Origin of the sequence: Rheinheimera sp. MMS21-TC3 (genome assembly GCF_032229285.1) — a bacterium.
GTDB lineage: Bacteria > Pseudomonadota > Gammaproteobacteria > Enterobacterales > Alteromonadaceae > Alishewanella.
On sequence record NZ_CP135084.1, the window covers coordinates 1,407,310 to 1,425,672 of the forward strand.

17 protein-coding genes and 2 tRNA genes are annotated in these 18,363 nt (G+C 40.0%); 5 read left to right on the forward strand and 14 right to left on the reverse strand.

All coding sequences use genetic code 11. The features are described 5' to 3' along the window. The first annotated feature begins 19 nt into the window (after nt 1–19). Both RDV63_RS07000 and RDV63_RS07005 read left to right on the forward strand, forming a co-directional pair. Nucleotides 20–95: transfer RNA gene (locus RDV63_RS07000), tRNA-Glu, on the forward strand. A 44-nt stretch (nt 96–139) separates the two neighbouring features. Beyond that, nucleotides 140–215 (forward strand) — tRNA-Glu (locus tag RDV63_RS07005). Nucleotides 216–260: 45 nt separating this feature from the next. On the opposite strand, the gene RDV63_RS07010 is transcribed toward RDV63_RS07005, so the two are convergent. After that, entirely contained in the window at nt 261–839 is a 579-nt protein-coding gene (locus RDV63_RS07010; RefSeq protein ID WP_313908785.1) for an arylesterase, read from the reverse strand. On the opposite strand from RDV63_RS07010, the gene RDV63_RS07015 reads away from it, so the two are divergent. Together RDV63_RS07015 and RDV63_RS07020 are read left to right on the forward strand one after the other, a co-directional pair. Next, nucleotides 838–1,545: an ABC transporter ATP-binding protein gene (locus RDV63_RS07015; RefSeq protein ID WP_313910396.1), complete on the forward strand. Its 708-nt coding sequence runs from the start codon at nt 838–840 to the stop codon at nt 1,543–1,545. The genes RDV63_RS07010 and RDV63_RS07015 overlap by 2 nt on opposite strands. Further along, on the forward strand, nt 1,535–4,024 hold the full coding sequence (locus RDV63_RS07020; protein WP_313908786.1) for an ABC transporter permease: 2,490 nt from the start codon (nt 1,535–1,537) through the stop codon (nt 4,022–4,024). Before RDV63_RS07015 ends, RDV63_RS07020 begins: the two co-directional genes overlap by 11 nt. Here RDV63_RS07020 and RDV63_RS07025 read toward each other — a convergent pair. The 5 genes from RDV63_RS07025 to RDV63_RS07045 all read right to left on the reverse strand — a co-directional run bounded on the left by RDV63_RS07025 (nt 4,013) and on the right by RDV63_RS07045 (nt 7,625). After that, nucleotides 4,013–4,909, reverse strand: coding sequence for a TIGR01777 family oxidoreductase (locus RDV63_RS07025; RefSeq protein ID WP_313908787.1), 897 nt, complete (start codon nt 4,907–4,909; stop codon nt 4,013–4,015). The two genes, RDV63_RS07020 and RDV63_RS07025, sit on opposite strands and share 12 nt — an antisense overlap. Nucleotides 4,910–4,949: 40 nt before the next feature. Beyond that, a complete protein-coding gene (gene folX, locus RDV63_RS07030; protein ID WP_313908788.1) occupies nt 4,950–5,315 on the reverse strand; it encodes a dihydroneopterin triphosphate 2'-epimerase in 366 nt (121 codons plus the stop codon). A 63-nt stretch (nt 5,316–5,378) separates the two neighbouring features. After that, nucleotides 5,379–6,689 carry an ATP-binding protein gene (locus RDV63_RS07035; protein ID WP_313908789.1) on the reverse strand — a complete coding sequence of 437 codons (1,311 nt, stop codon included), beginning with the start codon at nt 6,687–6,689 and terminating at the stop codon, nt 5,379–5,381. 1 nt (nt 6,690) lies between these two features. After that, nucleotides 6,691–7,368: a response regulator transcription factor gene (locus tag RDV63_RS07040; protein WP_313908790.1), complete on the reverse strand. Its 678-nt coding sequence runs from the start codon at nt 7,366–7,368 to the stop codon at nt 6,691–6,693. Next, a complete protein-coding gene (locus tag RDV63_RS07045) occupies nt 7,368–7,625 on the reverse strand; it encodes a PepSY domain-containing protein (RefSeq protein ID WP_313908791.1) in 258 nt (85 codons plus the stop codon). Before RDV63_RS07045 ends, RDV63_RS07040 begins: the two co-directional genes overlap by 1 nt. Nucleotides 7,626–7,964: 339 nt before the next feature. Here RDV63_RS07045 and RDV63_RS07050 point away from each other — a divergent pair, with 339 nt between their 5' ends. Next, nucleotides 7,965–8,279, forward strand: a complete 315-nt coding sequence (locus RDV63_RS07050; RefSeq protein WP_313908792.1) for a ComEA family DNA-binding protein — start codon at nt 7,965–7,967, stop codon at nt 8,277–8,279. A gap of 13 nt (nt 8,280–8,292) precedes the next feature. Here RDV63_RS07050 and RDV63_RS07055 read toward each other — a convergent pair whose 3' ends face one another. From RDV63_RS07055 to RDV63_RS07090, 8 genes are all read right to left on the reverse strand, one after another. After that, nucleotides 8,293–9,513: an EAL and HDOD domain-containing protein gene (locus RDV63_RS07055; RefSeq protein WP_313908793.1), complete on the reverse strand. Its 1,221-nt coding sequence runs from the start codon at nt 9,511–9,513 to the stop codon at nt 8,293–8,295. Between the two features lie 95 nt (nt 9,514–9,608). After that, entirely contained in the window at nt 9,609–11,126 is a 1,518-nt protein-coding gene (gene putP / locus RDV63_RS07060) for a sodium/proline symporter PutP (RefSeq protein WP_313908794.1), read from the reverse strand. Between the two features lie 170 nt (nt 11,127–11,296). Beyond that, complete coding sequence (locus RDV63_RS07065; RefSeq protein ID WP_313908795.1) at nt 11,297–12,991, reverse strand: BatD family protein; 1,695 nt, start codon at nt 12,989–12,991, stop codon at nt 11,297–11,299. Continuing rightward, nucleotides 12,985–14,835: a VWA domain-containing protein gene (locus RDV63_RS07070; RefSeq protein WP_313908796.1), complete on the reverse strand. Its 1,851-nt coding sequence runs from the start codon at nt 14,833–14,835 to the stop codon at nt 12,985–12,987. The genes RDV63_RS07065 and RDV63_RS07070 overlap by 7 nt, the downstream gene beginning before the upstream one ends. Next, nucleotides 14,825–15,817 carry a VWA domain-containing protein gene (locus RDV63_RS07075; protein WP_313908797.1) on the reverse strand — a complete coding sequence of 331 codons (993 nt, stop codon included), beginning with the start codon at nt 15,815–15,817 and terminating at the stop codon, nt 14,825–14,827. The genes RDV63_RS07070 and RDV63_RS07075 overlap by 11 nt, the downstream gene beginning before the upstream one ends. Then, complete coding sequence (locus RDV63_RS07080) at nt 15,810–16,376, reverse strand: DUF4381 domain-containing protein (protein WP_313908798.1); 567 nt, start codon at nt 16,374–16,376, stop codon at nt 15,810–15,812. Before RDV63_RS07080 ends, RDV63_RS07075 begins: the two co-directional genes overlap by 8 nt. Continuing rightward, the gene (locus RDV63_RS07085; RefSeq protein WP_313908799.1) at nt 16,369–17,346 is read right to left on the reverse strand and encodes a DUF58 domain-containing protein; all 978 of its coding nucleotides are present in this window, start codon (nt 17,344–17,346) and stop codon (nt 16,369–16,371) included. The genes RDV63_RS07080 and RDV63_RS07085 overlap by 8 nt, the downstream gene beginning before the upstream one ends. Beyond that, nucleotides 17,346–18,299 carry a MoxR family ATPase gene (locus tag RDV63_RS07090; RefSeq protein WP_313908800.1) on the reverse strand — a complete coding sequence of 318 codons (954 nt, stop codon included), beginning with the start codon at nt 18,297–18,299 and terminating at the stop codon, nt 17,346–17,348. Before RDV63_RS07090 ends, RDV63_RS07085 begins: the two co-directional genes overlap by 1 nt. Nucleotides 18,300–18,363: the final 64 nt, after the last annotated feature.

The following is an 18,363-nucleotide window of genomic DNA, read 5'->3' on the forward strand; positions in this document are numbered from 1 at the left end:
GCAATAATGAACAAAATGCGTCCCCTTCGTCTAGAGGCCTAGGACACCGCCCTTTCACGGCGGCGACAGGGGTTCGAATCCCCTAGGGGACGCCAGTTGTTCTAAAGAATTATAATCTGTGCAATACTACTGTTACCAAGTCCCCTTCGTCTAGAGGCCTAGGACACCGCCCTTTCACGGCGGCGACAGGGGTTCGAATCCCCTAGGGGACGCCATCTGGTGTCAAAATCAAGATAAACCATTTAGTTATGGTTAACTATTCAAAGTTCATCAATTAGCTTTAACATAATATCCTTAATCTTTGGCTGTGCCTCAGCGTTAGGATGTATGCCGTCTGCAAGCATCAAACTCTTATCTGTCGCAATCTGCTCCATAAAAAATGGCCACAATACAATATTATGCTGTTGGGCCAGTTCAGGATAAATTTTCGCAAAACTCTTACCGTAGCGAGGTCCATAATTAGGTGGAATTCGCATTTGCATTAAGATTGGTTGCGCTTTATGCTGCTGAACTAGGTTGATGATTGAGTTTAAGTTTTCTTTAATCGGCGCTAATGGAAAGCCGCGCAAACCATCATTGCCGCCAAGTTCAATTAACACAGCATCTGGTTGGTGTTGTTGCAATAAAGCGGGTAGGCGTGCAGCAGCACCTGCAGTGGTTTCACCACTAATGCTAGCGTTAATTAGCTGCCACTGAGTGTCTTGCTGTAATAGGTGTGGCCAGCCTTGCTCGTAATTCATACCATAGGCAGCACTAAGGCTATCACCTAAAATAAGTAACTTTTTAGCAAAAAGGGTCTGGCTAAAAATACAAAGGAAAATAATAAATATTATGCGCATGACATTATCACCTGATGAACAAATAAAAGCGGTTAATTTAACTAAAACAGTAACCACTACTAGTGGTAACTTAACTATCCTGCATGATATTAGCTTAACGATCAATGAAGGCGAGACTATTGCAATAGTGGGGGCGTCAGGATCTGGCAAGTCAACCTTATTAAGCTTGTTAGCAGGGCTAGATAGCGCGACCACAGGCGAAGTGTATTTAGCTGGCCAACCTTTACATAAGATGTCTGATGATGCCCGAGCAGCGCTAAGAGCAAGCAGTGTAGGCTTTGTGTTTCAATCCTTTTTATTACTACCTAGTTTAACGGCACTGGAAAATATTACGTTACCTGCTGAATTAGCAGGAGATAAAAAAGCCAAACAACGCGGTTTAGCTTTATTGCAACAAGTTGGTTTATCGGAACGAGCTAACTTTTATCCTGCACAATTATCGGGTGGGGAGCAACAGCGGGTTGCTATTGCCCGAGCTTTTATTACTCAACCTGCTGTATTGTTTGCCGATGAACCTTCAGCAAACTTAGACGCCGTTACCGGCAGTAAAATTGAAGCATTATTATTTGAGCTAAATGCAAAACATGGCACAACCTTAGTTTTAGTTACGCACGATCCTGCTATTGCAACACGTTGTCAGCGCCAATATCAAATGCAAGCCGGTCGGATTAGCCAAAGTCAAGAGAGGCAGCAAGATGTGGGCTAGTATTGCTTGGCGATTATTTTGGCGAGAGCTCAAGCAAGGTGAGCTTTGGGTTATTGCTTTTTCATTATTTTTAGCTGTGGCCTCAGTTGTAAGTTTAAGTGGTATAACACAAGGTGTAGAAACAGCGCTACAACAGCGAAGTGCACAATTCATAGCCGCCGATAAAGTTTTAGGCTCCAGCATTCCTTTTTCTGACGACATTATTGTTAAAGCAACCGAGCATAATTTAACTACAGCCAAACAAATGCAGTTTGACTCTATGGTGTTTGCTGGTGACAAAATGCAATTAGTCACGGTTAAAGCTGTTAGTGATGCCTACCCATTGCGTGGCGCTTTATTACTTAACCGCAGCCTAAATGTAGGTGATGGCTTTGAGCATAAGCGACCTTTACAGCAAGTATGGTTAGAGCCGCGTTTATTTGAATTATTAAGTATTAAACCAGGCGCGCAAATAGAACTAGGAGCAGCTAAGTTTACTGTCGCTGGCATAATTAAAAGTGAGCCTGATGCGCCTTTAAGTGTATTTACGGCAGCACCTAGGTTATTAATGAATATTGCGGACATTCCGGCCACAGAGATTGTGCAGCCGGGTAGCCGCATCAGCTATCGCTATTTGTTCTCAGGCGCCAGTAATGATTTAGCGCGATTTGAAGCTGCACTGAATACAAATTTATCGGTACATCATAAATGGCAGGATCTTGATAGTGAATCAGCCATTGGTAGCGCTTTAAACCGTGCTGAGCGCTTTTTATTACTAGCCGGTTTGTTAGGTATAGTGCTAGCGGCCTGCGCATCCGCTGTAGCAGCAAATCGTTATGGCCAAAGGCATATTCAAGCTGTGGCGGTAATTAAAGCCTTAGGGGCTAGCACACAGCAGGTAAGGTTGATCTATGGTAGTCATTTAGCATTAGTGACGGTTTTTAGTTTAGTTATTGGCTTAGTAGTGGGGCAAGTTGCAATAGCTGTAGCTCAATGGGGAATTCAGCAGTATTTTGCTGATTTTATAGCTGAATTAAACTTTAGGCCTATAGTGTTAGGAGCGATAACCTGTATTATTTGTGCCACTTTGTTTGCTGGTCGACCTTTATGGTTGTTGTCCAATACTGCAGCTATGGTGGTATTAAAGCGACCATCTGGCCTTGAGTTTAAAATTGATATTTTGCAGTTTGTTACCGGTGGCTTAGCCGTATTTTTATTAATGTGGTTATTTAGTGGTGAATTATTACTTAGTCTAGGGTTATTTATACTTTGTTTATTATTTTCCATCATTTTATTACTTTGTGCAGCGGCTATTGTTCGTTTAGCCAAGCCTATGGCTGCAGGACAGAGTAGTGCGAGTCGTCTTGCTTTAGCTAATTTGCGGCGTAGATTATGGGCAAATAGCTTTCAGCTAATTACATTTAGTTTAGCGATCTTCTTATTTTTACTATTGTATTTCTTGCGCACTGAGCTAATGGAGCAATGGCAAAAGCAAATTCCTGACGGGGCGCCAAATCACTTTTTAGTTAATGTGACTAAGTCACAACAACAACAGTTAACAGCGTTTGCAGCAGAGCATAATTTAACCTTAGATGCTTTTTATCCAGTAGTACGTGGCCGTTTAACCACTATTAATGGCCAGGTTGTGACAGAAGCTGCCAGTAAAGAAGAGACGGGTGAACAACGAGTAGGTGTGGGCCGTGAGCTTAATTTAACTTGGTTAACTGAATTACCAACTAATAATGAGTTGGTAGAGGGGCTTTGGTTTACTGAAGCCAGCAAAGCTGAAGTATCAATAGAAGCCCAGTTAGCCGAGCGGTTAGGATTAAAATTAAATGATAAATTAAGCTTTTCTATCGGTGGTCAGCAAGTTAGTGCGGTTGTTAGTAGCATCCGCAGTGTAGACTGGAATAGCTTACAGCCTAACTTTTATATGATTTTAAGTCCTGATGTACTGGCTGACTTTCCATCCACGGCTATTACTGCATTTTATTTAGCCCCAGACAAGCAATTATTGCTAAATAAGTTAGCGCGATTAATGCCAACAGTAACGGTCATAAGTGTTGATGCAATTATTAAACAAGTTAATGCAATTATTAGCCAAGTTAGTTTAGCTTTAAGCTTTATTTTAATTATTATTGCGCTTGCCGCTGGGCTAGTGTTAATCGCTCAAGTACAGGCAACGCTCGAGCAACGTGAGCAAGAGTTGGCAATTTTACGTACTTTAGGTGCTCAGTATGCTTTTTTACGTAATGCGCTTTTATTAGAATTTGCATTATTAGGCGCTTTAGCCGGCAGCTTTGCTACTGTATTAGCTGAAATATTATTATTTGTAATTCAACAGCGGGTCTTTAACTTAGCCTTTCAACCACATTGGCAGCTATGGTGGTTGGGGCCAACAATTGGCGTAATAATGGTAACAGTATTAGGCTGGTGGCAACTTAAACGCTTGTTACAAATCCCAAGTGGCCTCTTAGTACGTAAAGTGCTAACGGGCTAAGATAGCAGTTAAAGCGTCATCTAACTGTGGATAAGCAAACTGAAAACTTGCCGCAGTTAGCCTAGCAGGAACAACACGTTGGCTGTTTAAAACCAAATCAGCCATTTCGCCCATAATCAAGCGCAATACTGGACTAGGCAGTGGCAAAATAGCTGGACGCCGTAAGGTAGTGGCTAATTGCTGAGTAAATTCTGAGTTAGTTACAGGGTAGGGAGCAGTTGCATTAAAAGCGCCTTGTAATGTGGGGTGCAATAATAAAAAGTCGATTAAACCCACCATATCTTCTATATGGATCCATGACATATATTGTTGACCTGATCCTATTTTACCACCTAAGCCCAATTTAAATGGCAATAACATTCGCTTTAAAGCACCGCCTTGTTTGGCTAATACTATGCCAGTACGCAATAAGCACACCCTAGTTGTTGCAGAAGAAGCCTGTAGGGCTATTTCTTCCCAACGTTGGCAAAGGGTATGACTAAAGTCAGCGAAAGGGTGAGAGTAATCTTCAGTTATTATTTGCTGATTTTGGGCGCCATAATAACCAATAGCTGAGCCGCTAATAAATATACCAGGTGGAGTGTTGGCGGTTGAGATAGCCTGGTAAAGTTGCTCGGTTAATTGCCAACGACTTTGACATAATAGCTGTTTGTGCTTCGCAGACCAGCGTTTGCCAAGAATAGGTTCACCGGCTAGGTTAATAACAGCATCTAGCTGGTTAAAATCAACTTGGCTTAACTCGGTTACAGCGGCTATACCTTGGCTAACAAGCTGCTCAGCATTGACTGCACTACGAGTTAAAGCAATAAGCTGATGTTGTTCTTGCCAGAACTTGATTAATGCTGAGCCGATTAAGCCGGTAGCACCTGTAATTAATATTTTCATTGCTAAATCTATATTGGTTAAGCTAATAACAGTATAGAGCTTATTTTGCTATCGATAGGGTTAAAGACACTGAATCAGCAAATCGTAAAGCAAAAGGCTTATCTACTTCCACTTCTGCGTAACTCACGCTAGCATGCTCTGCGGCAATACTGAGCACATCGGCGGTTAATTTCTCTAGCAATGAAAACCGATTTTGCTCCACTAAAGTAATAATTTTTTTTGTGATAGTACGGTAATTTAAAGCCTTTGCCATGTCGTCCGTTTGGGCCGCATCTTGAGCACAGTAATGGATCTTGGCATTAATAATAATATCTTGTTTATTTTTAATTTCGTCTTCATTAATGCCAATATAGGTGCGAAGGCGAAGATTTTTAATTTTTATTATTGCACTATTATTTAGCTGCATTTCTTGCGAACCCTTATTAAAAAAAAGCGATATTATATAATTGAGTATAAGCTATTATTTAAATTAATCTGGGAATACGATTTTAAAGCGTGCACCACCATAAGGGCTATTATCTAAGGCTAATTGACCCGAGTAAGACTCAACAAGTTCGGCAACGATTGCTAAGCCTACACCATGTCCTTCGCTATAGGTATCTAAGCGTGAACCTCGTTGAAATAACTGATGATGTTTATCAGCTGGAATGCCGGGGCCATCATCTTCAACTGTTAAGGTTAATGGGTGCTGACTAATGCTAATTGATACTAGGCTTTTACAGGCTTTACTGGCATTGTCGAGTAAATTACCTAAAATTTCCATTAAATCGGTTTCATCACCTTTGAAAACATTGTTGTCATTACATTCGATATTAATAATTAAATCTTTATCTCTATATATTTTCTCTAGTGCTGAAACAAGCTTGGTGAGTAAAGGCTTAATTAAAATTTGTTTTTTCCATATATCTTGTCCTGAACTACTAGCACGTTTTAGTTGATGCTCAATCATGCCCGTTATTCTATCTAGCTGTTCTTTTAATTCAGGTTGTTGGCTTAATTCTGACGTTTGTAAAACAGCGACTGGGGTTTTAAGAGCATGGGCAAGATCACTAAGGTGATGTCTATAGCGTTGTTTTTGTCTATTTTGATTAGCCAATAACAGGTTTAAGTCTTCTTTAATAACAGCAAGCTCTGCTGGGTAACGCCCGTTTAACTGCTCTTGGCTACCATTTTCTACCCGGCGAATTTCATTATCTAAGCGTGATAAGGGTTTAGTTGTCCAGTAATAAGCTAGCAACATTAGTAATGATAGTATTATAGCTATGCCAATAAACCAACGGGCCAAGGTGCTTCTAAAACTGATATGAGGGGCACTAAGGCGCTTATCAGATTGCACCACATGTACTGTCAAAGGGACTGTAGTGTCTTCAGAATCAAATAATAAAGCGATAGATAATACCCAATACTCTTCATTGTTTTGCTCAACACCAGCAAACAAATGTTCTCCAGGCGGCAGGGCAAAGTTAGGCGGGCTAAAGTGTTGGCTTAAAGAGGAGTCGGATTGCCATACTAACTGATTTTCATCTGTAATATAGGCACTTAATCCAGAGTCAGGGCGGTAAAAGTCTGGGGCTAATGCGCTTCCTGATACTTCTATTTTACCATCGATAATATTTATTTCAGATAAAATAGCATACATGTTAACTTCTAACTTTTGCTCTGCATTAGTTAAAAGCTGAGTATAGAAGGCTTGATCTATAGCCAGAAATGAGCTCGGCAGTAGCAATAACATTAGTAAGACGCTGATAAGCAGTTGCCGTAGCTTTAAGGAGAGTGACATATTAAGCCACAGCTAATGTAAAGCGATAGCCACGTCCACGCAATGTCTCAATAGGTTTTAAGTCGCCTTCAGGGTCAAGTTTTTTACGCAAACGTAACACAAAGACTTCAATAACATTACTATCTAAATCAAAATCCTGATCATAAATGTGCTCGGTAAGTTCAGTTTTAGAAATGACTTTATTAGGATTGAGCATAAAGTATTCTAGTACTTTATATTCATAAGCCGTTAAACTAACCTCATCTTCGTGTAACCATACTTGCTGGGTACGGCTATTTAAGGCAATAGCACCAGCAGAGAGAGTTGGTTCTGGTTGGCCAGCTGCACGTCTAATTAATGCATTGCAACGAGCAAGTAGTTCTTCTGTATGAAAAGGCTTAGTGAGGTAATCATCAGCACCAGCATCTAAACCTTCTACTTTTTCTTGCCAACTGCCACGAGCAGTTAAAATAATGATTGGAGTTTTTAATGACTCTTGGCGAGCTTTGCGAATTAAAGTTAAACCATCTAGCTTAGGTAAGCCAATATCAATAACAGCAAGATCATAAGGATATTCTGATAATTTAAACCAGCCTTCTTCACCATCAGCAGCAATATCAACACTAAATTGTTGTTGTTGTAATTGTTGTTTTATTTGCTGGGCTAATAAGTTTTCATCTTCCACAACTAATACACGCATTAACTTCTATCCTTATGTACTTTACCCGTTTGGTTATCAACCAAAACCGTAATGACATGTCCGTCATTTTGTAATACTCGGACCTGATAATAACGCTTATCGGCCCTGAGTTTCATTATTTTGCCTTGATAATGCTGTTGCACTAAAGTAACAGCCTGCTCTTTGCTGATTAATACTTTATTTGTAGGCTTTGCCGCCTGTACTAGGGGCGTGAGCAGCAGTGCGACCAATAGCAGTATTACTCTTAATGCAATCATTATAGTCTCCATAAAACTGATAGTACTTTACCGAACTATTAATTCGACAGCAATCATCAACCTAAGCTAAAGCAGATGATGCTTAATAAAATACTGCCTTTAACCTATATATGACTAGCATAAAGAAGCCTGCATTAATTAGTGCTGAATATTTCTCTTGAATAACCAAAGCAAAAAGTTGCAAATTATTTGCAAAAGTTAAAATATTGTCTAGTTTATATAAATTGGCTTTAGATTTTTGCAGTTTTGGTTGTGTTTTTTACCTTTTATTAAAGTCAATATGAGTAGTTTGCAGTATCAAAAATACTTAAATTTATACTTAATCATAAGGATATAATGATGAGAAATTTAATTGTTGCAATAGCGTTAACTCTACTTACGTTGATGGCATCAGCAAGTTTTGCCAATACTAAAAGCTCTACCACTTTAAATAAAGCTGATGCTGCAGAGCAGAGAATACAAAAATTAAACATTAACCAGGCAAGCTTACAGCAACTGGAGGCTATCCCTGGATTAGGTAAGAGTAAAGCACAAGCTGTATTAGATTATATTGCTAAAAATGGCGCTATTAAAAATAGTAATGAACTCACAAATGTAAAAGGTATAGGCAATAAATTAGCGGCTAAAATTAGCCCGTACATTAGTTACAATTAAGTTAAAACTCTGGCTAATCAGCCAGAGCTTTCATTTGTTCATTAGCCCACTGCACTGCTGTATGGTAAGCATTTGGGACTTTATCTTTCTCAAGGCCTAGTTTTTCAATGATAATATTTGCGTTTCTCCAGTGCGCAGCTTCATAAGCTTTAATTAAAGCAATAAAGCCAGCTAATATGCCTTTTTTCTCGGTTAGTGCTAACTTGATTTCAGAGGCTAAAGGCAATTTATCCATTACTGATTCAATAGATTCATTTAAAATAGCATCCATCAGTGACATTAACCCGGTTAAAAATGCTTTAGAGGTGTCAGTTCTACCTTGAATGGCAGCTAGTTCTTCACAAAAACGAGCACGTGTCATTGACATCCGCATAAGTTCAGCCGGTTTGTCGCTATTAATTTGTGAAGCAAACAAGAGTGAAAGGAACTTTTTTAATTCTGCTTGGCCAAGCACAACTAAAGCATGTTTAATGGTTTCTACTTCCGCTCTGCGCTTAAATATTGCCGAATTACTATAGCGTAATAGCTTATAAGATAAGTTAACATCTCGTTCAAAAACTTGGGTTATTTTGCGTAGATCTATTTCAGGCCGAGAAGTTTCATATAAAAGTTCAACTAGGGTGGTTTGCGCTGGTGATAGAGCCTTAGCTTTTAGCATTTCAGGTTTAGCAAAGAAGTAACCTTGGAAGTAGGTAAAGCCCATTTCCATCGCAGTATTATACTCCTCAATGGTTTCTACCTTTTCTGCTAATAACTTAATATGAGGATAATCACTTATCGCTTGCTTTACCTCATTCATTTGTTCAATGCTTGAGGTGCGAAAGTCAATTTTAATAATATCTATATAGGGATAAAAATGACGCCATACAGATTTATGGACGTAATCATCTAGTGCGATAATATAACCATTGTTTTTTAATTCTACGCATTCTGCTAATAAAACTTTGCTAGGTTGAACTGTTTCAAGTATCTCTATCACTACTTGCTCTTTTGGCAACATACTTGGGAACTTTTTAAGTAGGGTTGGTAATGTAAAATTAATAAATCCAAGTTTATCGCCTAGAAAATCATCTAAACCAAAACTAAATTGACTGCCTTCGATCATGCGAGATGTTGCTTCATTACCGTCAATGTTAGGAAATGCATTCACAACACCGTCACGAAATAATAATTCATAAGCGTAAAGCTCTTTATCCCTAGTCAATATGGGTTGACGTGCAGCATAAAAATACATAGAAATTTATTCTCTAAATGATATAGCTAAAGCAAATATAACCAAAAAGCATACAGTTAGGTAGTTATAAATTCTACCTAACTGTATTTGATTATTTATGCCTGTTTAACTTCATGTTGCATTTTATCAAATACCTGAAGTACAGAAGGTGCTGGTGTCTTTGTTAACTTACTAACAATGATAATAGTTAAGGTACTAATAATGACACCCGGTAAAATTTCATAGACAAGACTACTTAATTTAGCACCGTTTTCTAATACTGGGGCATAAATCCAAAATAGAACTGTCACCGCACCACTCACCATACCGGCTAGAGCGCCAGCAAAGGTCATACGCTTCCAAAACAAGCTTAGAATCACTAAGGGGCCAAAAGCAGCACCAAAACCAGCCCAGGCATTGCTCACTAAGGTTAATATAGAGCTTTCTCTATCATAGGCTAAGGCTATAGCGACTAATGCAACCACTAGCACCGAAAGGCGACCAACAAGTACTAGTTCTTTTTGACTAGCATCGCGGTGGATAAATACTTTATAAAAATCTTCAGTTAGTGAGCTTGAGGTAACGAGTAACTGAGAAGAAATGGTACTCATAATAGCAGCTAAAATTGCCGCTAATAAAAAGCCTGAAATTAACGGATGAAATAAAAACTGTGAAAAGACAATAAAGATCGTTTCTGGATCAGACAATGTCATTTGTGTTTTTGCGACATAGGCAATACCCACTAAACCGGTTACCATAGCACCAATCAGTGTAATGAGCATCCAGCTCATACCAATACGGCGTGCAGCTTTTATATCTTTAATTGAGCGAATTGCCATAAATCGGACAATAATATGTGGTTGACCAAAGTAACCAAACCCCCAAGATAGAGCTGAAACAATACCTAATATTGTTAATATTTTGCCTTCCTTAACATCAAAGATAGGATTTAAAAACTCAGGATTTATAGCACTAATTTGAGTCATTGCAGAGCTAAAACCACCTAAGTGATCAATAGCAACAACCGGCACTAATACCAATGAGATAAACATAATACAGCCTTGCACAAAGTCGGTCATGCTTACCGCTAAAAAGCCACCAAATAAGGTATAAGCAACAACGACACCGGCAGTAACATATAAGCCTAGCTCATAACTTAAGTTAAAGGAGCTCTCGAATAGCTTGCCGCCACCTACAACACCAGAAGAGGTGTATAAGGTGAAGAAAACAACAATAACGATTGAAGAAACAATACGTAAGATCCGCGTTTTATCTTCAAATCTGTTTTCAAAAAAATCGGGGATAGTTATAGAGTCATTAGCAATTTCGGTATAAACCCTTAGCCGTGGCGCTACAACAAAATAGTTTAAATAGGCGCCAATCAGTAAACCTACTGCTATCCAGCCACTACTAACACCTGAAATGTACATAGCGCCAGGTATACCCATTAACATCCAGCCACTCATGTCAGATGCGCCTGCCGATAAGGCCGTAACTGCTGGACCTAGTTTTCTGCCGCCTAACATGTAGCCAGACACATCATCAGTCGATGTTTTATAGGCATAAAGCCCTATGCCAAGCATAACGATAAAATATAATGCTAGTGATATAATGGTGCCTATTTCCAAACCCATATCTCCTTGCGCTGAATGAATTTCAGCAAATCAAAACAATTTACAAAGGCCTAATTATAGCTTTAGGTCTATATATTCTGTTTTTATGCTAACAAGTTGCTGCTTTATATACTAGTGCTTCCTTTTAAACTGGCATGATAAAACAGGTTATTCAACTCATTATGGATGGTTTAGATATCATTTGGATATAAGGGCGCTAAGTCAGCTGACTTAGCTATTTTAGTCATATTAGGCTTAAATAGCTGCCATTGCTGCCATAAGCCTTGACCTTGCCACGTGCTTACATTATTAGCATATAAAGCGGCATTAAGTTGATTTATTTCTGCAATTAATGCTGCCGAGGTTAGTTGCTCTGTTAATTGGCTTAATGATGTAAACTGTTGATTGAAATAACGATAGCCCCAGCGTAATAACTCTTTCTTAGCGACTTCTGGTTCATTGTTTTGACAGGCCGTCTTTAAGGCATGGCTATTAAATTTGGCAACAGTTATTTTAGGTTGTGCAGAAGTAGTAGGTGCTCGGTATTGCCACATAATATAAAACAGCAATAGCGTAACTACCCAAATAAGCAAAATAACACTAGTGCTATATGTCCAAGCCCAGTTATTAACTCCAGCAGATTGCTTAGTCGATGTTATAGGCAGAGTTGTGCTAGCAATATTATCTTGGCTAGCGGCTGGTATAGAATTAGTGCTTTGGCTATTTGCCGCAGGGCTGACAATAAAGGTTTTTGCAGGCAATACAGCGCTTTCTAATTGATTAGTCTTACTATTCCACCAAGGTAAAGAGACTTCTGGTAGGCTAACTTTACCTGACTCTGTGGCTATAACAGCAGTAGTAAAAACTTTTTGGGCAATAATATGGCCATTGCGCTCAGCACTTTTAGCTTGCGGTTGCTCTTGATATAAACGTAAAGAATTAGGGAAACTTAGTGTTAATTCAGGTAGCTGATTTTCAGCCACATCTACAGCAGATAAGGTGATAGTTCTAGTTATAGGTTCACCAACAGTTAGTTCTGTTACATTAGGCGACCACTCTTCAGTCAGAGTAACTAAGCCTGCAACTAACCAGTTAGCTGTTTGGGAAGGAAAGCTATCAGGAATAGGCTGCACCTCTATGGCAATAGTTTGAGCTTGTTCTAATACTCTTTTGGTACGAGAGTAGTAACCATATTGTCTACTCGCTCGATCTATCATTTCGCCGCTAAAAACAGGGGGGGCAATACTAAAATGACCACTTTGCTGCGGTGTGATGGCATAACGACGGCTAAAAGTACGGTAGCGAATGCCATTAATTAACTCTGTTCCTTCAACATCTTGGCCAACTTTTTGGATGATAGCTCCTTCTAAAGTTGGCTCTGTTAAAGATGCGTTTTGGAACTCTTCTTTAGAGTAAATGGTAAGTGTATAGTAGCTTAACTGCTGAACATAAAGTTGACTCTGCTCAATTTCGCTTTGTAAAAACAACTCTTTATTCTCGGTGTTTGATGAGTTTTCCTGGCTGTCTGCAGCAAGAATAGTCAGGTTAATTGGCTCAGTGGTTAGGTTCTGGTAACTAAAGCTGGGAATAGTATAATCGCCGGCTGCTTTAGCGACTAAAACCACTTTCCATAAGGTACTTTGGCTAGTATTGCCATTAATATTACGGATGCTTTGGCTAACAGAAGGCATCATTACCGTAAAGTCTGATTTTAAAACATTAAAATCTATAGCAGCAGCATCGACTTTGGCGTCTAAGCTGATTTCTAAAGTAATAGGCTCATTTAATAAAGCTGGATTTTTATCAACTGCTGCACTTAGCTGGCTGGCTGCTGGCACTGAAGCAGAAAACAACAAAGCCAAAAGCAATAAGGTGCGGATTACCATTGTTGAACGACTCCTTTAGGTAAGCGTTGATGTTGGCGTTTCTGATATTCAAGATACATTTTATTACGCAATAACAACGCGGGGTCATCTTGAACTTTACGCAATAAATTATTTAATTGTTGCTGCTGCTCTGGTGTGGCATCTGGCCAAGCTTCAGATATTGCAGCTTGCTGTTGCATTTGCTCTTCGTTGGCCTTGTCTTTATTTGTATCTTGCTGCCTAGCTTGTTGCTCTTTTTCGTTGGCTTGCTGGGCATTGTTTGCTTCAGACTGGGCTTTATTATTGTTTGGATCTTGTTCAGCGTTAGAGCCTTCTGATTGTTGTTGACTTTGTGCTGAGTTATCTTCCGCATTTTCAGCGGGATCTTGCTCTGAGTTTTGCTGCTGCTCTTGGTCTTGCTGACCAGACTGTTGTTGCTTATCTTGATCTGACTGCGAGCTTTGATTATTAGATTGCTGCTCTTGCTGCTGTTGTTCAAGCAATTGCTGCATTAACTTTGCATTATCTGCCGCTGCAGTCAGTTCAGGGTTTATAGCTAAGGCTTGCTCATAAGCTTTAGCTGCATCGGCATAACGTTCCTGCTGAGCTAAACTGTTGCCTAAGTTATGCCAAGCCTCTGCAGTGTTAGTTAGGGTTGCGGCTTGATTAAAAGCCTGCTCTGCAGTTTGATAATCACCAGCCCGATAAGCTGCATTACCTTGCCATAATGGGTCGGTAAATTTTCCTTTAGCTGCAGCAAAGTCACCATTTTGGTAATCTTGTCTAGCTTGCTGTTGCTGAGTTTGCCATAAGTCGCGCCATTCTATGGCCTGTGCTGCAGGTGCAGGCAATATAAATATAACCAAGGTTAATAAAGAGCCATAACGACGCTGCCATAGTAATAGGGGGATTAATAACCATACTAAATAAATAGCCGCATCTTGCCATTGATCGCCTTGTATTTGTTGTAGTTGCTCGGCTGAGTCTAATGCGCTTAGTGGTGTTTGAGCTAAAATCTGTTTTATGCCTTGGCCATCAATACTGGCATTGGCATAAATACCACCATGTCGCTTGGCTAGGCTAGCTAATTGCTGTTGCGGTACTTTAGGTAAAATTACCGCCCCTTGAACATTTTTTAATAGCTCGCCATTTGCCAGTTGCACAGGGGCCCCTTCGGTTGAACCAAAACCCAGTATTGATAGTCGATGTGGCCAAGAATTAAGTAGCTTTTGGATGTCGTTGTAGCTGTTATCGTCAAAACCATCGGTAAATACCACTACATCGCCGCGAGGATAGCCGGCTTGGGTTAATAATTTATCAGCTTGTTGTAAGGCGGCATATAAATTTGAACCTTGTACCGGCATTATCTCTGGCTGCAAATCAGGAATAAGTAAGCTGATATTATTATGATCGGGTGTTAACGGCGCAATTATAAAAGCATCACCAGCAAAACTTAATAAGCCCAATTCACCTTCTTTAAGCTGTTTAGTAAAGTCTAAAGCCAGAAAACGCTGTTGAGTTAATCTATCGGGTGCCATATCGGTTGCGCGCATCGACATTGACATGTCTAATACTAAAACCGTGGCTTTTTTTAAGCCAAAAGCCGGCTGAGGTAATTTTTGCCAGCTAGGGCCAGCTAAAGCCAGCACACTAATACACCAGCATAATATTAGGCTGGGAAATAGCCAAGGCTGTTTTTTTAAAGCTTGTTGACTATTAAGTAACAGCGGCTGTAAATGAGGTGCAATTAAGCTATGCCACGGACTTTGATCGCGACGGTAAGCATAAAGTAACAGCGCCAATAATATGACCGGAATAATAGCGAGCAGCCAGATTGGCCGCAAAAAATGAAACTCAGCGAACATGTTGCATTATTCTCCACCAATTAATTTGCCGTATAGCTAATAAAAAAGAGCAGAGTAGCGCTAACGTCAGCGGCCAATGCAATAAGCTTTTTTGTGGTCTGTAGGTTAGGCTATCTCGGGTAATTGGCTCTAATTGATCTAATAATTTATAAATTTCTTGCAGTTCGCTTAAATCACGAGCACGAAAGTAACGGCCGCCGGTTTCTTCAGCTAATCGCGTCAATAGTACTTCGTCTAAATCATGCGATGGATTAACTACACGTTGGCCAAACAATCCTTGTTGGATCATTCTCTCTGCGCCAACCCCAACGGTATGAATTTTAACCCCAGCAGCTTTAGCTAAAGTAAGGGCTTCTAAAGGCTGAATGTTGCCAGCAGTATTAGCACCATCACTTAATAAAATTAATACTTTATTGGAACTTTCATAAGTGTTTAAACGCTTTACGGCTAAGCCTATGGCCTCACCAATAGCTGTGCGGGTACCGACTAAGCCCAGCACACTGTCATCGAGCATTTTTTCTACTGTAATTAAATCAAAGGTTAGTGGTGTTTGTTGATAAGCGGCATCAGCAAATAATATTAAACCAATTCTGTCGCCCTGACGCTGTTGTATAAAGTCTTTCACAACAGACTTTACGGCTTCTAGTCGGTTTATATTTCTGCCTTGGGTAACCATATCGGCTATTTCCATTGAACCGGATAAGTCGAGCGCTAACATTAAGTCACGACCTTGTTGTGGTATTGTTTGAGTGTCACCTAACCAACGTGGCTGCATACAAGCGATAACAAGGGCAAGCCATATAACAAACATTAAGATGGAATTTGCACTAAACCAACGACTAGATTCGGTTGTGTTTGCATCGGCTAACTTAGCCAATGGGGGTAAATATAAAGTGCTCGTATTGTTTTTTTTATTTTTTGGCCGCAAAAATAACGGTACAATAATTAACAATGCCAACCAAGGGTAAGCAAAATCAAGCATGATGTTGCTCCTTTTCATTAACCATTACAGCTAATGGACTCATTACAGCAGGAACTGGCAACTCATAGTCATCTTGTGCTTGGTATTGGTTTAACCACTGTTTGGCAAAAACATAAAATTGGTTAAGTTCAGCTTCTGAGTGTGCTGGGCTATAAAGTAGTATATTTAAATTAGGCAGCGGCAAGGATAGGTGCTTGGCTAACCAAAGTTGCCATTGCTCAGTGTTAGCCGATAGCGCTGGATGTTTAGGTTGATAATGCTGCAGCACACGTTTTAGTAATAGATTGATTTGATTAGCTGTATCAGGTTGCTGTTGTAACTTGTCAAGTTGCGCTATGGCTTGTCGTTTAGCTAACCAGTAGCGATGGCGCTGTATTAGTTTCCAAATTGTAAAAGCTAATGCAGCTATAGTGCATATTAATAACAGCCAATAGATAGGTGCTAAGCCAAAGTAGACTGTAAATTCAGGCTCTACAATATCGGCTAAAGAAGCTAATGCTGGGTTAGTATTCATCATCTCAGTATTAAGCATATTATTTACTGTATTAAGATCAGCCATGCCAACGAGTCTCTAATTGGCTTAAAATAGGTTCTGCTGCGGTTATGTTTAGCCACTTACAGCCAGCTAATAATAATTGTTGCTGTAATTGTTGTTGGTTAGTTTGTTGCTGTAGCTCATAACGTTGCTGTAACTGCTTATTGCTTAGCTCTACAATGCCACTGTGTAGGCCATCGCTAACAGCAGCTAAGCCAGAGCTTGAAGCGGGGATACTAAGCTCTAGTGGATCATTAATAGCACAGCAAGTCACTTCATTGTGCTGTCGTATTGCCCTAATGTGGCGTAACGCATCAGTATTAAACTGACTAAAATCAGACAATATATAGACTAAGCTGCCAGGATGAACTAAACGGCGTAATTGAGCCAGCGCAGTAGTAAATGTAATGCTATTTTGGCCGCTGCTATTAGCAACATGATTAGCCTTATTATTGTGCGTATTGTGGATTTCAGTTAAGGCATGAAAATAGCGCAAAACACCAAGGCTACGGCTTTGTGGTTTTAATTCTCGTTGCTGCTGTTGGCTAAATACTATGCCGCCAAGTTTATCGCCTCGCTTTTTAACATGCCAAGCAATAAGTGCTGCTAAATGGGCCGCTTGAACTGACTTAAATAATAAAGTTGAGCCAAAGTGCATATTGCTGCTTAGATCAGTAAAAATAAAAACTGGTCGTTCTTTTTCTTCACGAAACAGCTTAGTATGCACCTTGCCTGTGCGAGCAGTTACCCGCCAGTCGATAGTGCGAACATCATCCCCGTTTTGATAATGACGCACCTCGTCAAACTCCATACCTCGGCCTTTACTTTTAGCCAAGTAGGTGCCAGCCAACTTACTTTGAATGGCCATTTTCGGGCTTAAATCTAGCACTTTAGTGTAACGCTGATACCATAACAGCTCTGGTAAACCTAAAGTGCTACCACTGGCTTGGGTTTGGCTAAGCCAGTGTTGGGCAGAGAATTCTGAAGCTAACATTAGGCTGAAGGTACCAAACGTAAAATTTCAGCTAAAACATCATCAGTTGTAATACCTTCGGCTTCAGCGGTATAGGTTAATATAATTCGATGGCGTAATGCATTATGAAATACAGCTTGGATATCATCGGGTGTGACATAATCTCTGTCACTAAGCCAAGCTTTAGCTCGAGCACAGCGCTCAATAGCAATAGTGGCACGAGGACTAGCACCATAAGCAATCCAACTGGCTAACTTATCGCTATAGGTACTAGGTTTACGAGTTGCCATAATTAGCTGGACTATATATTGCTCTAGGCCATCGGCCATATGTAACTTTAATATTTCTTTGCGAGCGGCAAAAATATCGGCTTGGCTTATGCTGGTTACCGCTGCGCCTTCGCTAGATAAAGCTTCATTGCGAGTTAATTGCAAAATGGCTAACTCGGTTGCAGCATCAGGGTAATCTACTTTTAAATGCAATAAAAAACGGTCAAGTTGGGCTTCAGGTAAGGGATAAGTTCCTTCTTGCTCTAATGGGTTTTGGGTTGCCATCACCAAAAACAATTCAGGTAACGGGTAGGTATTGCGACCTACAGTTACTTGTTTCTCGGCCATAGCTTCTAATAATGCCGATTGTACCTTTGCTGGTGCACGGTTAATTTCATCTGCTAAGATTATATGATGAAAAAGAGGGCCAGACTGAAATTCAAATTGTCCGGTCTCAGGGCGATAAATATCAGTTCCGGTTAAATCTGCTGGTAGTAAGTCGGGCGTAAATTGAATGCGATGAAATTCGCCCTCAACACCATCAGCTAGTGCATTTACGGCTCGAGTTTTTGCAAGGCCAGGAGGGCCTTCTACCAGAAGGTGTCCATTGGCTAAAAGTGCTAATAAAATGCCTTCTGTGAGTTCAGGCTGCCCTAGTACTTGACTGTCAAGATAGGTTTTTAAACCGGAAAATGCGTTTACCATAATGCGCTTACCCTAATGTAGAGTCTTATTAAGATTTAATGATTACTTTTTACCCAAAACAAGA